Source organism: Pseudomonas sp. P42 (assembly GCF_017973755.1).
Lineage (GTDB): Bacteria > Pseudomonadota > Gammaproteobacteria > Pseudomonadales > Pseudomonadaceae > Aquipseudomonas > Aquipseudomonas iridis.
Window position 1 is genome coordinate 509,416 of the sequence record NZ_JACOPU010000004.1, and the last position, 16,280, is coordinate 525,695.

Consider the following 16,280-nt stretch of genomic DNA (forward strand, 5'->3'; position numbering starts at 1 on the left):
CGAAACCAGATTACATAATGTGATTCTGGTTTTAATTTGAAACCTAAAAGGAAGCTGGGTATGAAACCTCATTCACTCAACAACAGCGTGATACTGCTCTTTGCCGTTGCCTGTGGCCTGGCCGTGGGCAATGTGTATTACGCGCAACCGCTGCTCGACGCGATGGCCGAAGCGTTTGCCATGTCGCCGGCAACCATTGGCATCGTGATTACCCTGACTCAGGTCGGTTACGGCGTCGGCCTGGTATTGCTCGTGCCACTTGGCGATTTGCTCAACCGACGACGATTGATCGTCGCGCAGACGCTGCTATCGGCCGCGGCGTTACTGATGATCGCGCTGGCACCCAGCAGCCTGTGGCTATTGATCGGCATGACCTTGACCGGTCTGCTCGCCGTGGTAACGCAAGTATTAGTGGCTTATGCAGCGACGCTGGCGATCCCGGCACAACGCGGGCGCGTGGTTGGCGTGGTCACCAGCGGCATCGTGGTCGGCATCTTGCTGGCGCGCACGGTCGCAGGCGCCATGGCCGATCTGGCTGGATGGCGGGCAATTTATCTGCTGTCGGCGGGGCTGACGTTGTTGATCGCTTTACTGCTGTTTCACGTGCTGCCCAAAAAAGAACGTCCGCAGCCGACGACAACCTATCGTGCATTGATCATCTCGGTTTTTGGTTTGTTCAGGGAGGAGCCCGTTCTGCGTCAGCGCGCAATGCTCGCCCTGCTGACTTTCGCCAGCGCCATGGTGCTGTGGACGCCGATGGTGCTGCCGCTAGCCGCCCCGCCGCTGTCACTTTCCCACAGCGAAATCGGCTTGTTCGGACTTGCCGGTGCCGCAGGCGCGCTGGCCGCCGCCCGCGCCGGGCATTTGGCTGATCGAGGTCTCGGCCAGTGGGTCAGTGGGTTATCGCTGTTGTTGATGCTCGGCTCGTGGCTGCCGATCGCCCTCACCCAATCCTCGCTGTGGGCGTTGCTACTCGGCGTAATCACCCTCGATCTGGGCTTGCAAGCCGTGCACGTCACCAGCCAAAGCATGATCTACAGCGTACGCCCGGAAGCACAAAGCCGCCTCACCGCCGGTTACATGTTGTTCTATTCGATCGGCAGCGCGCTGGGTTCGATCGGCTCTACCGCCATGTATGCGTGGGCCGGATGGATCGGCGTGTGCTGGCTGGGCGCGGGCATCAATGCCCTGGCCTTGGCGTACTGGTACCTGACGCTGAGAAGTGGCGCATCTTCACAATGCGCCACTCAGGCAGGCTAACGGCGATCACGCCCGCGCAACATGCTGTCGAGCACCTCGTCGCGGCGCACCCAGCCATGGAACAGCGCCGCCGCCAGGTGCAGCAGCACTGTCAGGAACAACAGATATGCCAGATACCCATGGGCCTTGCGCAGCAACGCAAACAACTGCGCATCGGCTGGCACAATTGACGGTAACAGCAGCGAACTGCTGAGCATCACCGGTTCGCCCGACGCACTGATCATCGCCCACCCGAGCAACGGCAACACCAGCATCAGCGCATACAGCAATACATGCGATGCCTTGGCCGCCATCACTTGCCAGTTCGGCAAATCGGCGGGCAGCGGCGGTTGCCGAGTGGAAAACCGCACCAGAAGACGCACGATCACCAGCGCCAGAATCGCAATACCCAATGGCTTGTGCAGATGGATCAGCCATTCATGCCGCTCGGAAACCGAAGTGACCATGCCGGCGCCAATAAACAGCATGGCGATGATCATCAGCGCCATCAGCCAATGCAGCAGCCGCGCCAGCAGCGCGAAATGAGTCGGTTGAGCGCTCATGGACGAGCCTCCTGTTTGGCGGCGGGCAACTGGCTGACTTCGCTGGTGCGTCGCAGGTAGGAATCGGCGTAACCGGCGGAGCGAGCCGCAAGCAACGGATCGTCGGAACCTTGAATCCCGGCCGGCAGCACCAGCGGATCGTAGTTGATGTCGCGGCACTCGCCGCTCAGTTGCGGCTGGGTTCGCTCCAGCACCAAGGTGCCGGCGTTCAGAACCTTGCGCCCCTCTGGCCAGGCTTTGCTGGCGTCGTTCACCGGGTCATCGGCATTGGCCAAGGTAATGTTCAACTGAAAACGCAACGGTGCGGAGGCCAAACGTTGCACCAGGTCTTTCTCCAGAAAATCGCCCCCCTCAGGCGCAGTGGCACCCGCAGTGTCCTGCGCCAAGGGTTTCATGCTCCAGCGCACGGCCTGTTTTTTGCCACTGGCGTCTACCAGATAGAACGCGTTGACGCTGTTATACGTTTCAGTGGCGTAACTGGCGGATGGCTTGGCGGTCTTCACCCACGTCAGAAACGGCACAGCTTCCGGGTGCGCTGCAAAAAAGGCTGGCACCTTGGTCGGATCCGGTTTGCCGGTGGCCGGATCCGGCGACTGCGCCTGTTGCAACTGATAGAACGCCTCAGGCGTGCCAACCGGGAACACCGGCATGCTGTTCATCCCGGTGCGCCATTGCTGACCATTGGCCTGAGTGAATCGCAGCGCCAGGCTGCGGATTGGCACGCTGCTGTCCGGTGCATAAGGATTGCCCGCCGGCAGCGCGAAACGCCCGACCACTGGCGTGCGCGGATCGTTGAACACCTGCGCGGTGGAGAACACTCGCGCCTCGCCACTGCTCTCAAAATGCCCGATCACGCACACGCCTTTGGCGTGATTACGGCGAAACCCGGGATGCACGCCGTTGTTCTTCTCCAACACATCGACCAGCGCTTTGGGCGTCAGACGTTGTGGGTCAAAGGTGCCATTAACGTAGGCAAAAGCCCCGGCCACGGCGGCGACTACCACGGCAATGGCGCCAAGACGCAATACCAGGCTCGCGGCACTCAATGGCGGGCGTTGCGGCCCGCCGGGTGGTGCCGCGTTGGGTGAGCTGCGATCAACCATGAAAGACTCCAGGGCCATCGGCCATAGGGAAAGGTGCTATGAGACGCACGCCTCGTAGGATTATTCCCTTTGAACTGTAGTTTCTTTCAGGTCACTGCGTTTGCTGATGCGTTGAGCAGGAAAGTTGAATGCATTACGCGGCTTACAACGCGCAGCGAACTATCTTACGAAGAAGGGAGAAAAAATTTTCAAACCGGCGGATGGAATAACCATCCTTGAGGGACGTCTTTCTTCTCAACATCGCCTTTCGGCAAAGAGCAGCCCCTCGCCATGAACGAGCTAGACGAACAACTGCGTGAACTGATCCCAAGGCTACGGCGCTTTGCCGTTTCGTTGACGCGCAACAGCAGCAGCGCCGACGATCTGGTGCAGGCGTGCCTTGAGAGGGCCCTGTCGAGTTGGGGCGGCAAGCGCGAAGAAGGTGATCTGCGCGCCTGGCTGTTTTCGATCCTCTACCGGCAGTTTCTCGATGCCCATCGCCGCTCGCGCCGTCACGCGCGGATGCTCGAGTTTTTCACCGGTCGCGACGATGCCGAACCGTCGACTGAGCGCACCGTGATCGCCCAATCGACCCTGCAAGCGTTCGACCGCCTGCCCAGCGAACAGCGCGCGCTGCTGCTGATGGTTTCGGTTGAGGGCCTTTCCTATAAAGAGGTCGCCGAGATTCTCGACACCCCGATCGGCACCGTGATGTCGCGCCTGTCCCGCGCCCGCCAGGCTTTGCGCCAACTCAGCGACGGCGAAATCATCAGTCCTTCTTTGCGGATACTCAAATGATCAGCATGCCTCCCAGCGAGCGTGACCTGCACGCCTACGTCGACCACCAACTCAGCGACGCCGACCGGCGCGTGCTGGAAACCTGGCTGACCACCCATCCGGACGACGCCGCACAGGTTCGTGGCTGGCAACAGGACGCCCAGCAGCTGCGTGCGGCACTGAGCGGCGCATTGCAGCAACCGGCCAATCCGGCGCTTGATCCGGCGATGATTCGACTGCGCCGCCAGCGTCAGTCGCGCCGCCATCTGGCCAGCGCGGCGGTGCTACTGATCGCAGTGAGCGTCGGTGGTTTCAGCGGTTGGCAGGCACGGGAAATGACCCTCGTGCGAGCCTCCGTGCTACCCATGACCGACGCCCTGCAGGCCTATCGGTTGATTGCCCAGCAAGGCATGCTGCCCGCGGATTACAAGGTCGATGGAGCTGGCGACATGCAGCGCTGGCTTGATCGTTATTTCACTCAGGTCAGTCGCTTGCCAGATTTGACGGCGGCGGGGTTTGAGCCCGTCAGCGGGCGCTTGCTGAGTACCGATGAAGGGCCGGCGGCGATGGTGATGTATGAAGATGCGAGTGGGCACAAGGTCAGTTTTTATGTGCGACCGCCTGGGCCGAAAAACACCTTCTTGCCGAGGGGCAGTCGCAGTGATGGGGATTTGCAGGCGGACTACTGGTCAGGCGGTGGTTACAACTATGCGATGGTCAGTCCGGTTGATACCCCGGCCGCGCCACTGCTCAAGCAATCGCTGCAATTCTGAAAATCAACGCAGGAGTGGTCGGTTCAAAAGCCCACATCCAGCACCACATTGTCCACATATGTCCCTGCCGGCGGCGTGGGCTGGTCGGTGTAGATCTTCGCGTTGTAATTGAAAATCTGACTGCCTGTGCCCAACCCGTTGCCTGGGTTTACCTCAGCATCGGTACTCATCCGTCGCTCCGCCCCCACACTGCCCCAACGCGTCGTCCCGGCACTTTTGAAGATGTCGTAAGCCAAATAGTTACCGCCGGAAATCATCCGTCGTCGCCCACCAACGCTGAGCGGATTTTGCCCGTCGCTCAAACTCACGGTGTAGGCACTGCCCTTGGTGCAGGCCAGATTGATGGTCTGCCCGGTTACCGGCGTGAAGGCGCTGACCACCGGTGCACTGCCGAAGGCGATGTTTGGCGCGGTGATCGTGCAATCGTTGGAGACGGTCAGGTTTACCGTCAACGTGGTCGTACCGCTGTTGATGTCGCGCCCAAGACAGATGGCGCCAATGCCGATCCCCGAACAGTAATTCCAGTTCCAGAAAATGCTCAGGGTTTCTGTGTACACACCGGCGGCGACGTTGCTGCCGATGGTCGTGCGCAAGTAGAGCGGCAGGGTTTTCGGCGCCGTGCCGTTCAACAAGCCCAAGGCGTCGATGATGCCGTTGCGAGCGAAGTCGTAGGCCGTGCCGCGAGTCAGCGGGTAACTGGTGCTGTTATTTGCGTACACCGTGTAACTGATGACGTCGCCGGTCGGCCCGAGCAATCCGCTTTGCGTCGAGGAGACCGTGCCCCAGAAGTGATCGTTGCTGGTGAGCAGTGACAGCAGTGAACCAGTGCAGCTCAACCCGCCATTGAGCGTGGAACTGGGCTGCGACGTGGTGCGCACGGCGATCGAACTCAGCGTGCCGAACGCCGCCGGCGTGGTGCCGACGACCGAGCAAGCCGCCTGCACCGCTCCCGGCAGCAACAACGCAAAACCCAGCAGCCCGCGCACGCGGCTCATCGGCACACCAGCGGACCGATCAACGGCACCTGACTCTGGTTCATGTCGACACTGAACTGCGCCTGACAGATGTTGCCATCCGCAAGGGTCACTTGTAGCGAGTTCTGTGCTTGCAGGTTTTCCAGATAGACCAGGCCATCCCATCCGACCACCGTCCGCGAACCGCTTTGTTCATGCAGCACGCCCGCGCCCAAGGGCAATTCACGCTGCTGAGGGTCGACCAGAATGATGCTCGCAGCGATGACACGCGTCAGCGGGAATTCCAGCAGATAACCACTGCCACGGCGGACGGCGATGCGCTGCTCGACATTAGGGCTGCGCACATTCGGCGGCAGGTTCAGCGGATCGATTTCATATTTGCCGCGGTAATAGGCGCTGCTCCATGGCACTAACAGATGACCGTTTTTGTCGGTCTGGCCCACTTGCTGGTTTTCGTAGCGCACCGGGATGTCGGCAAAACCATCGGTGCTGACTACGACGAAGGCGTCGTCGATGCGGTTGGCGGCGAATACCTGACGATCCATCCATACCAGCGAGCCACTGGCATCAGCCCAACGGGTTTCGGCATCGGATGTGCCATAGACACCGGCCTGCAACTGCACCGACTGCAGACGCCAGGTCACGTCGGCCTGACGGTAATCGGCGCCATCACCCTTGGCGTAGCCGAGATTGAAACCCACCCCGCCTTCGGTTGGCACCGCCCGGCTGTAGTTGACCCGTTGCCGGTTCTGCCCGGTCTTGCTGCGCTCGCTGCTGATCGCCAGGCTGCCGCGCAGATCGATCGGAATAACCAGTTGCGCCTGCACCGCCCAGTTACTGTCGCCGACCTCGCGGTTGGCCGACAGGTAGAAACTGCTGTTGCGCCACAGCGGTTTGCTCCAGCTCAGGTTGAGCAGCCGCGTACGCGAATCGTCAGCGGCACGCACATCGAAATAACCGGCGCCGAGGCTGCCCCAACGATCGAGATTGAGGCTCAAGGTGGCCTGCTCACTGCGGCGGCTGAGGCTGATGTACGGGCTGTCGACCACGGTCAGGTCGGCGTATTGATCGTGACGTTGCAAGCGTTGGTAAGAAAAGCTGAAGCGCTGGTTGTTGTACTGATAGCCGAGGCTCACCTGCTGACCGCCCTCGCCGTCGAAACGGCTTTGGCTCATGGCGCTGTTCAGCACGCCGAAGTTGCCCAGTTGCAGGTTGCCGCCGATCCCGCCGAGGGTTAGATTTTCAGCGGCCTCGGCATGACTCTCAAAAGTGAAATTGTCGCTGACGCCATAACGCAGACTGCCGGACGTCACACCCGGGCCGTAGCTGAAATCCTTCAGTGCATAATCGCGACGCAGCGTACCCGCGGCCACCGAAAAGTCACTCAACCCCTTTTGCAGCAAGCTGCTGGTGACATAAAACGGCACCGTGGTCGACACCTGCCGACCCAGTGCGTCGGTGGTCACCACCACCGCTTCGCCAGCGCCGTTGATGAAGGGAATGTTGGTCAGGGTATAAGGCCCCGGTTGCAGGTCGGCGCTGCTGGACTTGTAGCCATTGATGAACAGATCCACCGAGGACGGCACCGCCGCTTCGCCGGCAAATTGCGGTAACGGGTAAGTCACCAGATCCGGACGCACGGCGAAATCCCGGGAAAACTGCACCCCTCCCAGCCGCACCGAACTGCTCCACGGCAAAGCACCGCTGATGACGTCGCCGGCCTCGTAGGTGAGCATTCGCTCATCATCGGAGTAACGCCAGGTGGTGTCGTAACGCAGGTAGCCGTTGTTCAGTGTATTCACCGAATCACTGGAAATCGTCCGCCGGTATTGGCCGGTGCTGGATAACGTGCCCCAACTGTCGAACACCCGCACTTCGTTCCAGGCCGCCAGATAAGTGCCGGCGTCATCGGTGTCGTTGAGGTACAGATCGTAGTTGAACAGCGCGCCGAAACTGCTAAGCGCCGGAGTACGCGGATAGACTTCGCGATTGCCGATAAACTGCTCCGGCAGCCACTCCGGGGGCACATCCAGCAGCAGACGCTGGCCAACGCTGTCGTAATCACTGTGCAGCCCCGTTAGGCTGTCGAGGTCGACCTCGGCGCCGAGACTGTCGGGCAGTTTCATCCCGGTTTCACGCAATGCCGTGGCCGCAAGAAACAGCCGCCCGTCACGCTGCTCCACCGCCACCACGCGTCCGGTATTCATCTGGTTGACCACCAGTTCCAAAAATAGCTGTGCATCACTCACGGCCTCCATGCCGCTGGGCGGTGGCGGCAGCTCGCCGGCCTCCGATGATTGAACGAACACCAGGCAACATGCGCCGGTCATGAGCCACAACGCACGCGGAATACGGCGAGCCCATCCCGGGCTCATACGTGTGTTACGTCCGTCAATGGACTGAATCCTCCTGATACTGCTTTAGCCGACGCCGGTTTAGCGGACTCGACTCAATTAGCGCGCCGGGTTGATGCTCTGCACCTGCGGCGCACCATTGACCCGCACCTGCAAAGCCGAATCACCCGCCATCGCGCCCGGTGCCGGCCAGCGCATCACGGCGCCCGGCAGCACATAACCCAGCAGCCCTTCGGCCAGTGGCTTGCTCTGCCCTCCCTGTCTGATGGTCACGTCAGTCAAACGCGCATGCACTGCGCCCTGATTGCGCACTTCCACATAAGGTCGGCCCTCCACCGCCACCGTGCGCCAGCTCAACTGCGGCAGGCCGATGCCCTTGGGGTCACGCGGCCGGGTGCTGTCCTCTTTGCTCCACAGGCCCGCGCCGTAGGCAAACAGCGGCACCGAGTAACGCATCTGGAAACGAATGGCCGCCGCTGTCTTGCCGCCTTCAGGGGAGGCCGGTTGCGCGGAAGGGATTTCGTCGATGATGATTCGATAGGCCAGTTCCTGGCCCGGCGGCACGTCTCTGGTGCGAGTCAGGCGCACCAGTTGCTTCTGTCCCGGCTCGATTTTCGCCACCGGCGGACTGCCGATCACGTCGCGCTGATTCTGGTACTGCTCTTCGAAACCGTTCTGGCTCCAGCCGAATACCCGAATCTGCAGATTGGCCGTCTCGCTGCCACGGTTCTCCAGCCACAGCGCGCTGGCCTGCTGATCGGCCTCAAGCACCGGATCGATCGGCCAGATCAGCACCGAACTGGCGGCCTGCGCGTGACTGGCCCCGAGCATGACCAACCCCAACATCGCGCACTGAACCCGCGAATGCCGTGATGTAACTGCCCCCATAAACCTGCTCCTTGTCAGCCACTCAAACGTCGTCTTACCACGTCAGTTGCACCTGCAACACGTCGCTGTACGTCCCCCCGGGCTGATTGCCCGGCAATTGCACCTGACCGTAAACAGGCAGGCTGATGTTGTTCGCATCGCTGTAGGCCACCGCCACACTCTGGCCGATGCCCAGGCTCTGGCTGTACGCCGCGTCGCGAAACAGCGCATATGCCACCCGCGCGCTGCCGCTATTGACCTGCATGTGCCGGCCACTGCTGTTGTACTGGCCGCCGTCGATGCTCATGTTCAGGCTCACACCCGGAGTGCATTGCAGTTGCACACCGCCAGTCAGCGCGACTTGCACCGTGCCGGTGGCCAAGGCCGAACGCGAACCGAAATTCAACCCTCCATAGTTCGCCCCTCCGCCCACCACCAGACACCCCGCCGTCACCGTAGCGCTGACCTGAAAGCTCTGACTGGTCGCTGCCGTCAGCGACTGCGGCGCACTGGCCGCAGAGAGCAGAAGGAGCGCGATGCCGGCCGGACGGCGCATGGCATCAGAACGTCAGTTCAACAGCGACAGTGTCGGTGTAGGTTCCCGCCGGCAGGCCAGCCTTGCCCACCGCCTGACCATAGAGGTTGACGGTCTGAGCCACGCCGGTGCTGGCGGCAAGATTGATCGTGCCGTCGATTGCCAGCAGCTGCGAGTGCCCGGCATCGGTATACAAGTCGTACGGCACATAGTTGGCAACGCCGTCGTACAGCGCTCGCGTCCCACCCGGCGACATGCCGTCGTGGGAGCCCGCGCGCACCTTGACCGTCGGTGTAGTGCCGCTGGAGCAGAGAATCGACAGTGCCCCGCCGCCACCGCCCAGCACCTGCCCGGTGGCGGTAGTGAACAGGCTGTTGGCGGTGCCGAAGTTCAACGCACCGAAGTTCAGACCACTGGAACCACTGGCACCGTTGACCTGACAGCTGCTGATCAGGATCAGGCTGGAGGTGATCTGCCCGGTGACGGTGGTGGCGGCGTTGGCACTGGAAACCAGCGCCAGACCGAGCAGCGACAAACCTATCCTTGATGTACACGTACGCATGGTGTCCGTCCTCTACGGGGTTACCAGTCGAGCGTCACCGTCAGGGTGTCGGTATAGACACCTGCCGGAACCGCGCGGGTATTCGCCACCACCGAGCCAAATACCGGAATGGGTATCTGCGCACCGCTGGTAACAGCGAAATTGTGTTGTTGGCCGATGCTGTAGCTCTGATTGCCGGAGGCGTCGAGAAACAACTGATAGGGAATGGTCTGGCGGCCGTTGCTCAGTCGCCGGGTGGCACCGTCACCGTGTGCGCCGCCGTCGATAGTGACGGTGAATCCGGTTACCGAAGGGTTACAGGCGACGTTGAGTTTGCCGCTGCTGTCGCCGTCGAGACTGGCCTTGATCGGTGCGTCCCAGGTCGGGCCCTGCAGGCCGAAATCAAGTTTGCCGAGGTCGCTGACCGGACTTTGAGGGGTGGCGGTATTGGTCACTTCGCAGCCGGCAATCAGGATCAGCCGCGCATTGATCTGCCCGCCCATCGCCGCTTGCGTTTCGTCAGCGAGTAACGCGAGCGTGCCTGCCACCATGACCATCCGGTACTTGCCTGTCATTGCGCCCGTCCCTGCTCCTTTAGGATGACTCAACCACTGCGTTCATCATTGAACGCCTTCCCTGCGCAACCCGAATCCAGCGGGATGCCATTTGAAATCTGGTAATCACCAGGTGACCGTGACTTTCAGCAGATCCGAGTAGCGACTGACCCGTGGCACCTCGGCCAGCCGTTCGATCCGCGCATACAACGGCAGCTCCACCGTGCCCGTGTCCGGCACGCGCCCGCTGACCGGTACATCCACCACCAGCGGCACCCGCCGCGCTGCGTCCTGATACAAGCGATACGCGATAGGCTTGCTGTCAGCCGTGCCAGCCATGTAGCGAACCTCACCCACGCCGCCGTGCAAACCGCCATCGACGCGCAGCTGATAAGGCGTGTCCGGGTTGCATTCCAGACGCGGCAGACGTTGATTGATCAACGCCGCCGACAGTGGCCCCGCTGGATCGTCCAGCCGCGAAGTGCTGCCGAAATCGAGCACACCCAACTGCTCGATTCCGGCATCCCGCTGCTGGCCGATCAATTGGCAGCCGCGCTGCACATCGACGCGCACCTCGACCTGAAGATCTGCCGCGTATGCAGGCGCAACAAACACACCCAGCAGGCCCATGACCACCCTTGCATTCACTGTCCCATTCCTTGCCGGTGGATCGCCCAAAAGCCGATCATGTTTTTCAGGTTAGCAACAGACCGCGATTGCGCCAGTCGATTGGATCCAGGGATCTTCCGGAATATGTTTCGAAAGGTTGGCAAACTGCCGACCCTGCCGCCGAAAATAGCCGTACGCGGACGCACAACATTGTTCAGTCACCGACCACTCTCGATCTGCCACGGTAGTAGGCCAGCGGCGCGCCCGGTTAAACTACGCCGCGGCGCTCCTGGGCGCCGGCTCGCTGAACACGGAGTAAACCAAAGTGCCCGCCCATCCGCCGAAACGATCGCGACTGACCCAGCACTGGCCGGTGCTGCGCCGTTTGTTCGGTAAAGGCACGCCTGCCAAAGCAGGCCATGACGCCAGCGCCCAGTTGATCCGCGATTACTTCCGCCACAAGGCCAACGGCCAGGGTTACACCCTCAGCCACAGCCAGCTGCGAGTGATCGACTGCATGGCGCAGCAGGCCAGTCTGTTGCTCGACGAAACAGCGCAAACCCCACCGAGCCTGTATCTGCACGGCAGCGTGGGGCGCGGCAAGAGTTGGCTGCTGGATGGCTTCTTTCAGGCGCTGCCGATCACGCAGAAACGCCGCCTGCATTTCCATGAGTTTTTCGCGCAGTTGCATCAAGGCATGTTCAGCCATCGCGAACAGGACGATGCGTTGGCCATAACGCTGGATGAACTGCTGCTGGACTGTCGGGTACTGTGTTTCGACGAGTTTCATGTGCATGACATTGGCGACGCGATGCTTATCACCCGCCTGTTCAAAGCGCTGTTCCAGCGGCAGATTCTGCTGCTGGTGACCTCCAACTATCCGCCCGAAGGCCTGCTGCCCAATCCGCTTTACCATGCGCGATTCAAACCGGTAATCGAGCTGATCAACTCGCGCATGCAGGTCATGGAGGTCGGTGGCCCTCACGACTACCGCAGTCAGATGCGCAACCATGCGCATCAGGTTTTCACTCAGGGACGCTACGTGTGGCCAGCCACGCCCGCTCAGCGTGAGGCGCTGAACCTGCCGACGGAAGATGCACCCGCCATTTCGTTAACCGTTGGCACCCGGCCGTTTCGCGCACGTTTTTGCGAGGATCGCCGCGTCGGCTTCACCTTCGCTGACCTGTGTGAACAGCCGACGGCGGTCATGGACTATCTGCAATTGTGCCGACGCTTCGACAACTGGATCATCGACGGGCTGCCGGAGCTGGGCGAATGCTCGATCGCCGCACAGCAGCGGTTCATCAATTTGATCGACGTGCTCTACGACCAGGACAAGCACCTGACCTTGCTCGGTCGGTTGCCACTGGGCGAAAGCCTGGCGGGTCAGGTTATCGATCTGGCCCGCACCCGCAGCCGGCTGGGGCAGTTGCAGGAAGAACACAGCACGGGCTGACCTGCATCAATTCCCTGAGGGACCCCCACCATTAAAGCCGAGTCAAGATCCGATAAAATTTCAAACCACAGCTTTGCCGCTATCATGTCGCCCATTCTCAGCGACCCCTCTATTTGCGAATTCCTTCATGCATACCCTTGCTCAATTGCGCGCCGGCGAATTGTCGGGCATCACGCGGCTGGACCTGTCCTGCGGCCTGACCGAGTTCCCGGCAGAAATCTTCGATCTGGCCGACACCCTGGAAATCCTCAATCTCAGTGGCAACGCCTTGAGTTGCCTGCCGGATGACCTGCATCGTCTGACTCGATTGCGCGTGCTGTTCTGCTCCGACAACCAGTTCACCGCGCTGCCCGCCTGCCTTGGCCAATGCACGGCCCTGACGATGATTGGCTTCAAGGCCAACCGCATCGCCGACGTCCCTGGCGCCGCCCTGCCACCGCTGCTGCGCTGGCTGATCCTGACGGACAACTGCATCGACACCTTGCCGAGCGAACTGGGTGAACGTGCGCACCTGCAAAAACTCATGCTGGCCGGCAATCGCCTGCAATCGCTGCCGTCGTCGCTGAGTCATTGCCACCGACTGGAACTGCTGCGCATCGCCGCCAACCAGTTGACCGAGTTGCCACACTGGCTGCTGACGTTGCCGAGCCTGACGTGGCTGGCCTACGCTGGCAATCCGCTGGAAACCGAAGCCGACGCCGCGGCGCTTGAAGCCACGCCGCAGATCGACTGGTCGGCGCTGCGTCTGGAGCAACAACTGGGCGAAGGCGCCTCCGGGGTCATTTCCCGTGCGACCTGGCAACGCGCCGATGGTGCGGTGACGCCGGTTGCGGTGAAGCTGTACAAAGGCGAAATGACCAGCGATGGCTCACCACTGCATGAAATGAACGCCTGCATCACGGCCGGGTTGCACCCGAATCTGATTCGAATTGAAGGTCGCATCCATGGCCATCCCGACGGCCAGCAAGGTTTGGTCATGCAACTGATCGATCCAAGCTTTGCCAACCTGGCAGGACTGCCGAGCCTGGCGTCCTGCTCGCGGGATGTCTATGCCGAGGATCGGCGCTTCAGCGCACAGGTTGCACTGCGCATTGCCATGGGCATTGCGTCGGCAGCGGAGCATCTGCATCAGCAAGGCATCACCCATGGTGATCTCTACGGACACAACATTCTGTTGAACGATCAGGGTGATTGTTTACTGGGGGATTTCGGCGCAGCGTCGTTTCATTCCACCACCGACAGCATGGAAACGCGGGCGCTGCAGCGCATCGAAGTACGGGCGTTCGGGGTCTTGCTGGGAGAATTGCTGGCGCGGATCGACTCGGGACTGAGCAATGAGCGACGTGAGGTGCTTGAAGAGCTGGCGCAGCGTTGCTCTCAGGCCGATGTGCTGGGGCGGCCGGGGTTCAGTGAGGTGATTGAGGTATTGCAACAGCTGTGACCGCTGCACGGTCAATCGCTGGGAGGCTAGCTCCCACAGGGTTTATGGCGATCACATAGTGTGTGCACGACGCCATACCTGTGGGAGCGGGCTTGCCTGTGTGGCGGCTCTACTGAGTAAACAAATCAGCCAGCCAGACCCACAAACATATCCTGCACGTCATCGTGGTTGTCGAGGCCTTCGAGGAACGCTTCAACCTCAGCCATCTGCTCATCGCTCAAGCCGCTGACCGGGTTTTTCGGCTGGTAGCCGAGCTTGGCCGACAGCACGGTGAAGCCTTGTTCCGGCAGGGCTTTCTGCACCGCGTCGAGGTCGGTCGGATCGGTGATAAACAGGGTCGCGCCCTCTTCACCCGGCTCAAAATCCTGGGCACCGGCTTCGATCGCCGCCATTTCCGGATCGGCGTCCGGAGTGTCTGCCGAGGCTTCGATCATGCCGACGTGGTTGAAGTCCCAGGCAACCGAACCGGAAGCGCCCAATTGGCCCTTGCGGAACGCCACGCGAATTTCGGCCACGGTGCGGTTGATGTTGTCGGTGACGCACTCGACGATCAACGGCACCTGGTGCGGGGCGAAACCTTCGTAGGTCACGCGATGGTATTGCACGGTTTCGCCCAGCAGGCCCGCGCCTTTCTTGATTGCGCGGTCGAGGGTTTCTTTCGGCATCGAGGCTTTCTTGGCCTGTTCGACTACCAGACGCAGGTGCGCGTTGGTCGCGGTATCGGCACCGTTACGCGCAGCAATGGTGATTTCTTTCACCAGTTTGCCGAAGATCTTGCCCTTGGCATTGGATGCCGCTTCTTTGTGTTTAACCTTCCACTGTGCGCCCATTACTCACTCTCTTGATCTGTGGCGCCGAGACATCTATTGGCCGACGCGTGGCGCCAAGTTTATACGGCCTAAAGTCGGCAATCGACCAAAAAAATCCAATGTTGAATCGACATCTTCGCCGGACCTTGTAGGGCGATTCTGAAAACCACCTTTGACATGACCATTCAGCGCTGCGGTTTCGTACCCTCTGAGGCCCGTATCGCCTGACAGAGCCTGTTCGAATGCTCAATGACAAGGAAAGTCCGTTTACCCTCACCCTGACCGACAGTGGATTATGCCTGCCGGTGGTGCGTTTCAATGGCGAGGAAGCGCTCAACCAACCCTACCGCTTCGACATCGAACTGATCGGCCTCGCCCCCGCCGTGACGCCGGGCACGCTGGTGCAGCAGCCGATATTTCTGCGTCTGGACGACCATCACGGCATTCACGGCATGATCGACAGTGCCAGTTGCGAACATCGCGGAGCGCACCGCATCGGTTATCGACTGATCGTGGTCCCGGCGCTGCAACGGATGGCGCAGCCGAGCAAACGGCGGGTGTTCGTGCAACTGAGCGTGCCGCAGATTCTTGAACGGTTGCTCGCTGAAAACGCCCTGCCGGCCGACAGCTACCGAATTGAAATGACCGTGGGTCAGTATCCGGTGCGTCCGTTTTGCGTGCAGTTCGAGGAAAGCGATCTGGCGCTGATACACAGGCTTTGCGAAGAAGAAGGCATCCACTATCACTTCGAGCACAGCACCCACGGGCATGTTGTCGTGTTCGCCGATGACAGCCTGAGTCTGCCGCAAGAACCATCATTGGTACCGTTCATGGAGGATGAACAAGCGTCCTCGCCCTGTGTGAGCTCGTTGTACCAGCACCACCACGCCGAGCCCATCCCGACGCTGCACGCCGTGCGCAATCGAGGGCTACACACTGCCGACGGGGATGCGGCCAATCAGCCCCCGTCAAAACCGTTGCTGCCGATGCCTTCGCCGCAGCAACGCCACAGTGAACAACGCAGTCGTCGCCATCTGGAACGACAACGTTGCCAACACCGGTCAATCAATGGCCGCAGTGACTGCATCGGTTTGTTCAGCGGGCACTTGTTGCAGGTGACGGAACATCCGATCAGCCAATTCAACGAACAATGGCGCATCACCCGCCTGCGCCATCACGGGCAACATCCATCGATTCTGGACCCGGCAGCGACGGTGCACCGTTACTACAACGATTTCACTGCCCAACCGTGGTCAACCGACTATCGCCCGCCACTTCAGCAACCGCGACCGAGCATTGCGGGCTATCACCTGGCGCAAGTGCTGGGAACTCCGGGACAACCTGCGCGGCTCGATGCGCAAGGGCAGATCGCCGTCAGGTTGTGGCCATCGCAACCACAATCGCCCCCCGTCGCCGACACCGACACCGAAGCCATCTGGCTACCCATCGCCATGACTCGGGCCAACGGTCGAATCGCGCCAGATGAATTGCCCAGCGTAGGCAGTGAAGTGTGGGTGAGTTTTCTCGACAGCGATCCGGACCGGCCGATCCTGTGCCTGGGCAACACACGCAATCCCACACCCCGCGAAACACCGTCGGCGACTGACAGCAGTCTGTTGCTCGACTGGCTGCTCAACGGTACCCACCTGTGACCTGAACCTCTGTAGGAGCTGGCGAAGGCAGCGCCTACAAGATAGGGGTGTTTT

At 61.0% G+C, this 16,280-nt stretch carries 16 protein-coding genes; 6 read left to right on the plus strand and 10 right to left on the minus strand.

The features are described 5' to 3' along the window. Positions 1–60 precede the first annotated feature (60 nt). Positions 61–1,260 carry an MFS transporter gene (locus tag H8B20_RS15500; protein WP_115147305.1) on the plus strand — a complete coding sequence of 400 codons (1,200 nt, stop codon included), beginning with the start codon at positions 61–63 and terminating at the stop codon, positions 1,258–1,260. Here H8B20_RS15500 and H8B20_RS15505 read toward each other — a convergent pair. Beyond that, positions 1,257–1,802 carry a cytochrome b gene (locus H8B20_RS15505; RefSeq protein WP_047301987.1) on the minus strand — a complete coding sequence of 182 codons (546 nt, stop codon included), beginning with the start codon at positions 1,800–1,802 and terminating at the stop codon, positions 1,257–1,259. The two genes, H8B20_RS15500 and H8B20_RS15505, sit on opposite strands and share 4 nt — an antisense overlap. Beyond that, positions 1,799–2,905, minus strand: coding sequence for a catalase family peroxidase (locus H8B20_RS15510; RefSeq protein WP_210623757.1), 1,107 nt, complete (start codon positions 2,903–2,905; stop codon positions 1,799–1,801). Before H8B20_RS15510 ends, H8B20_RS15505 begins: the two co-directional genes overlap by 4 nt. Before the next feature lie 270 nt (positions 2,906–3,175). On the opposite strand from H8B20_RS15510, the gene H8B20_RS15515 reads away from it, so the two are divergent. Then, on the plus strand, positions 3,176–3,682 hold the full coding sequence (locus H8B20_RS15515) for a sigma-70 family RNA polymerase sigma factor (protein WP_210623758.1): 507 nt from the start codon (positions 3,176–3,178) through the stop codon (positions 3,680–3,682). Then, positions 3,679–4,434, plus strand: a complete 756-nt coding sequence (locus H8B20_RS15520) for an anti-sigma factor family protein (RefSeq protein ID WP_210623759.1) — start codon at positions 3,679–3,681, stop codon at positions 4,432–4,434. Before H8B20_RS15515 ends, H8B20_RS15520 begins: the two co-directional genes overlap by 4 nt. Positions 4,435–4,457: 23 nt before the next feature. Here the strand turns inward: H8B20_RS15520 and H8B20_RS15525 are convergent, their stop codons facing one another. The 7 genes from H8B20_RS15525 to H8B20_RS15555 form a co-directional block, all read right to left on the minus strand. Next, positions 4,458–5,429 carry a Csu type fimbrial protein gene (locus H8B20_RS15525; RefSeq protein WP_210623760.1) on the minus strand — a complete coding sequence of 324 codons (972 nt, stop codon included), beginning with the start codon at positions 5,427–5,429 and terminating at the stop codon, positions 4,458–4,460. After that, on the minus strand, positions 5,426–7,783 hold the full coding sequence (locus H8B20_RS15530; protein ID WP_210623761.1) for a fimbria/pilus outer membrane usher protein: 2,358 nt from the start codon (positions 7,781–7,783) through the stop codon (positions 5,426–5,428). Before H8B20_RS15530 ends, H8B20_RS15525 begins: the two co-directional genes overlap by 4 nt. Positions 7,784–7,861: 78 nt before the next feature. Next, the gene (locus tag H8B20_RS15535) at positions 7,862–8,650 is read right to left on the minus strand and encodes a fimbrial biogenesis chaperone (RefSeq protein ID WP_210623762.1); all 789 of its coding nucleotides are present in this window, start codon (positions 8,648–8,650) and stop codon (positions 7,862–7,864) included. A gap of 34 nt (positions 8,651–8,684) precedes the next feature. Then, positions 8,685–9,185, minus strand: coding sequence for a Csu type fimbrial protein (locus H8B20_RS15540; protein WP_210623763.1), 501 nt, complete (start codon positions 9,183–9,185; stop codon positions 8,685–8,687). A 4-nt stretch (positions 9,186–9,189) separates the two neighbouring features. Continuing rightward, a complete protein-coding gene (locus H8B20_RS15545) occupies positions 9,190–9,726 on the minus strand; it encodes a Csu type fimbrial protein (RefSeq protein WP_210623764.1) in 537 nt (178 codons plus the stop codon). A 20-nt stretch (positions 9,727–9,746) separates the two neighbouring features. Then, positions 9,747–10,280, minus strand: a complete 534-nt coding sequence (locus tag H8B20_RS15550; RefSeq protein ID WP_210623765.1) for a Csu type fimbrial protein — start codon at positions 10,278–10,280, stop codon at positions 9,747–9,749. 105 nt (positions 10,281–10,385) lie between these two features. Next, entirely contained in the window at positions 10,386–10,907 is a 522-nt protein-coding gene (locus H8B20_RS15555) for a Csu type fimbrial protein (protein WP_210623766.1), read from the minus strand. A gap of 286 nt (positions 10,908–11,193) precedes the next feature. On the opposite strand from H8B20_RS15555, the gene zapE reads away from it, so the two are divergent. Continuing rightward, a complete protein-coding gene (gene zapE, locus H8B20_RS15560; protein WP_210623767.1) occupies positions 11,194–12,324 on the plus strand; it encodes a cell division protein ZapE in 1,131 nt (376 codons plus the stop codon). Between the two features lie 127 nt (positions 12,325–12,451). Further along, positions 12,452–13,765: a leucine-rich repeat-containing protein kinase family protein gene (locus H8B20_RS15565; RefSeq protein WP_210623768.1), complete on the plus strand. Its 1,314-nt coding sequence runs from the start codon at positions 12,452–12,454 to the stop codon at positions 13,763–13,765. 125 nt (positions 13,766–13,890) lie between these two features. Here the strand turns inward: H8B20_RS15565 and H8B20_RS15570 are convergent, their stop codons facing one another. Then, positions 13,891–14,595, minus strand: coding sequence for a YebC/PmpR family DNA-binding transcriptional regulator (locus H8B20_RS15570; protein ID WP_042559931.1), 705 nt, complete (start codon positions 14,593–14,595; stop codon positions 13,891–13,893). Positions 14,596–14,816: 221 nt separating this feature from the next. Here H8B20_RS15570 and H8B20_RS15575 point away from each other — a divergent pair, with 221 nt between their 5' ends. Then, positions 14,817–16,226 (plus strand): type VI secretion system Vgr family protein, encoded by a 1,410-nt coding sequence (locus H8B20_RS15575; RefSeq protein WP_210623769.1) that lies wholly within the window; start codon positions 14,817–14,819, stop codon positions 16,224–16,226. Positions 16,227–16,280 lie beyond the last annotated feature (54 nt).